This is a genomic window from Candidatus Cyanaurora vandensis, assembly GCF_013285555.1.
GTDB lineage: Bacteria > Cyanobacteriota > Cyanobacteriia > Gloeobacterales > Anthocerotibacteraceae > Cyanaurora > Cyanaurora vandensis.
Map to the genome: position 1 here is coordinate 1 of NZ_JAAXLT010000041.1, position 3,061 is coordinate 3,061.

4 protein-coding genes are annotated in these 3,061 nt (G+C 56.8%); 1 reads left to right on the top strand and 3 read right to left on the bottom strand.

Annotated features, from left to right (window positions below):
• The 3 genes from HFM78_RS02515 to HFM78_RS02525 all read right to left on the bottom strand — a co-directional run.
• On the bottom strand, positions 1–1,296 hold a 1,296-nt coding region (locus HFM78_RS02515), incomplete at its 3' end, for a PrsW family intramembrane metalloprotease (RefSeq protein ID WP_287127841.1).
• 52 nt (positions 1,297–1,348) lie between these two features.
• The gene (locus HFM78_RS02520) at positions 1,349–1,765 is read right to left on the bottom strand and encodes a hypothetical protein (protein ID WP_287127842.1); all 417 of its coding nucleotides are present in this window, start codon (positions 1,763–1,765) and stop codon (positions 1,349–1,351) included.
• Positions 1,766–1,833: 68 nt separating this feature from the next.
• The gene (locus HFM78_RS02525) at positions 1,834–2,502 is read right to left on the bottom strand and encodes a hypothetical protein (protein WP_287127843.1); all 669 of its coding nucleotides are present in this window, start codon (positions 2,500–2,502) and stop codon (positions 1,834–1,836) included.
• Between the two features lie 71 nt (positions 2,503–2,573).
• Here HFM78_RS02525 and HFM78_RS02530 point away from each other — a divergent pair.
• Positions 2,574–3,061: glycosyltransferase family 39 protein (locus tag HFM78_RS02530; protein WP_287127844.1), on the top strand; the 488-nt coding region annotated here is incomplete at its 3' end.

Sequence of the window (3,061 nt, forward strand, 5' to 3'; positions counted from 1 at the left end):
CTTGGTACTCTGGCCCTGGGGGGTGCCCTCGGGGGTCTCACGGTGTCCGTTGAGGATGGTCGGAGCTTCCACCAGATCAAACTCCAGAGGCGCACCGCCACCCGCGCTACTGCCGACAAAGAGTGGGACGAGCGCGACTAAGAGGACTAACAGTAAATGCCCGCTGTAAGCTAGGGCCACCGACTGCACAAACTTCACTCGAAACGGCGGCGCGAGCAAATATTCGTAGCGGCGGCTAAATGCCGTACGGTAAGCGTCCCAACTCCCAAACAAACTAAAGACCACCAACATCGCCCCCAACACCCACAGCACCGGGGTCTCCGCAAGACTTGCCACGAACTCCAGGGGCTTAGCTGGGTCAGAGCCGAGACTAATATTCCAACTGAGCAATTGCAGGATGGTCTCGACAGGGTAGGTCAACAGGGTCCAGACTGCTCCTAGGCTGAAGAGGTTGATGAGAGCTACCCCAAGCAAGCTCCAGCCCTTCTGCCCTTCGCCGTTATACATCTGTCCCGCCCCAGGGAAAAGTCCAAGGAGGGCTGCCAAAACGGGATTACGAGCCGGAGCCATGGGCGGGATAAAAACTTGCACGGGTTCGGGACCACGCCCGCCCCAAGATACGGAGAGCTGCTGAGCCGTCCGCGCCAACCGCCAACTGAGAATCGCCAATCCGACCAAGCAACCCCAGAGCAGAGCTTCAGCCAAGGGATTACTCTGGAAGGCTAAGAAATCGTAGAACCCGTGACCCAGGACCGCCCAGGCCAGACCGCCCAATAACAGATCCCAGCGCGTCCGTCCATCAATCAATTCCAGAGCCTTCGCCCGTCCGACAGAGTAGCCCAGGATTATGCCCAACATGCCATGGAAGGGGACCGCTGTGAAGGCGCGGATAAGGGCCACATCAAACCCCATAGCAAGGACATAGGAAATATTCTCCGTCGCCCCAAACCCCAACCCGACCGCCGTGGCGAAAAGTACCCCGTCGTAGGGTTCACGGAAAGACGGCAACCGCCACAGCAACCCCCGCAGGACGATGTACTTAGCCCCCTCCTCGACCAGTCCGACCCCAAACAGGGTAAACAGAGCCAGTCCCCCGAGGTTAGGCACCGTCCAAGGCGTAACGGCGAGGGCGGTCTCCCCGGCAAGGGCGAGGTAGGCTGAGACCACCCCTGCTACGACCGCCCAGAAGATGACCAAGGGTGAGCGGACCCATTTACGTTGGGCCGAGGCCACGACCGCAAGCAGCACCAGAGCGGGAGCGACAGCAGACAGGACTAAGAGCAGCGTAGTGGTCATACGTTCAAACGTAAGGTCCCCCTACGATAACTACTCCCTCCCAGGGCTGCCACTAGGCTCCCATTTCAGCCAGAACAGTGATGTTATAGGTAAGGCGGAGGATGGCGGCCTTCTCGCCGTTGATCCCCATCTTGATGACCACCACGATATTCCCGGTCTCATCGTCCCAGTCAGCATCAGCGCAATCCACCGCCCAACCCGCGTACCCAGTGTTACCAGGGTTATAAATGCCGGCTAGGGCGGCAGAGGCGATGGCTTTATGAACTTGACGGCGGGTAAAGACCCGTTTGATCTGACCGGGCATCTCGAGGGGCACAAAGACCAAGGTATCGGCCTTCCAACCAAACTCCGGTCCCTCGCTATTGAAAACGGCTACGCCCGTGTAGATGAAGAGACGGTCTGCACCGCCCGGGCCGCTGACTTGCGCCTCGATACTCTGGGGATTCTCAATTCTGACTAACTCAGCCATTTCGCCCGTCCTGTACAAAAGTGGATACCGCCTTAAAACTTCCCAGTCTCAGTAGCTTGCTGTCAAGTCTAGTTCTGGAACAGCGTTTTAAGACGGGCTAATTCTGCCCCACTTAGGTTGCGGCCTGTGTAGGGAAAACGACAATCCAGGTAATTGTCTACACTCCCGGTGTCACTAAAGCAGGAGTTAGACCGGGCCACTCGGTCAGATTTTAGCTGGACTTTGAGGCTGACTTGGTTTTTAGCCGCACGGATGGCTTGGACGGCTTGTTGGGATAAGGCAATTTCGAGGCGCGGCGGGGTGCTGGCTTTGAGGTTGCGGATGAAGATATGAGGACCGTTTTCAAGCTCAGCGGGTTTGACATGGGTGAGGGGTGTCCCGTCTACTTCCACAAAGGCGGTCGGTAGGTTGTCGCTGAAGGTATGGGTCCCGTCCACCTGTCCGCCCAGCGTGACCACGAGACGGTGGGTCCTGACCCCGTTGTTGGGGTTGAGTCGCTGGGACCAGTCCAAGCCCAGTTGGGTCGTGTAGAGCCCGTCCGCCTGTTTGAGCTCCAGTTCAGCTAGTGGATCGCTCTCGGGGTCTAGGTACGGGGTCCCCTCGGAGGTCAATAAAAAATTAGTCGCGCCCGGTACCGGCGGGAAGCTTGTGGTTTTGAGGTCGGGGTCCGGTGGCGAGGCAGGAGGAGCCGCAGTTGCACAACCCGCCAAAAGTAACGCAATCAAAAGCCACCGCATGACCTATCATCCAGATGGAGCATCGTCCAGGATACCCTGTTGGCAAGAGATTGGAGTATACTTCCCTAGAAATGTTGCCCACTCGTTTTGCCCTAGCCCGCGCCGATTTTTTGACCGCACTGGCTCTAAGCCTAGTCGCTGTCTTGGCTTATTTGCCTTTTTTGGGGTCCGTTCCCCTACTGGATTGGGATGAGTTGATCTATGCCGAGGCCGCCCGTGAGATGGTGGAATCGGGTAATTTCCTCCAGGTCTATGTCAATTACCAGCCCTTCTGGGAGAAACCGCCGCTGTATTTTTGGTTACAGAGCGTGAGCTTCCGTTGGTTTGGGGTGAGTGAGGGGGCGGCGCGGCTACCGAATGTGATTTTTTTTGGACTGACCGTGGGGCTGGTTTTTTTGGTGGGTCGTCAGCTTAAGGGCCGCTTCTTTGGACTGGGTTGGGCGGCTTTATTTGGGACGGCGATCCTGCCAGTTTTTTATAGTAAGTACGGGATTATTGACCCAATTTTTAATTTTTTTATTATTTTGGCTCTGCTGGGGTTATTTATCTGGGACCAGAC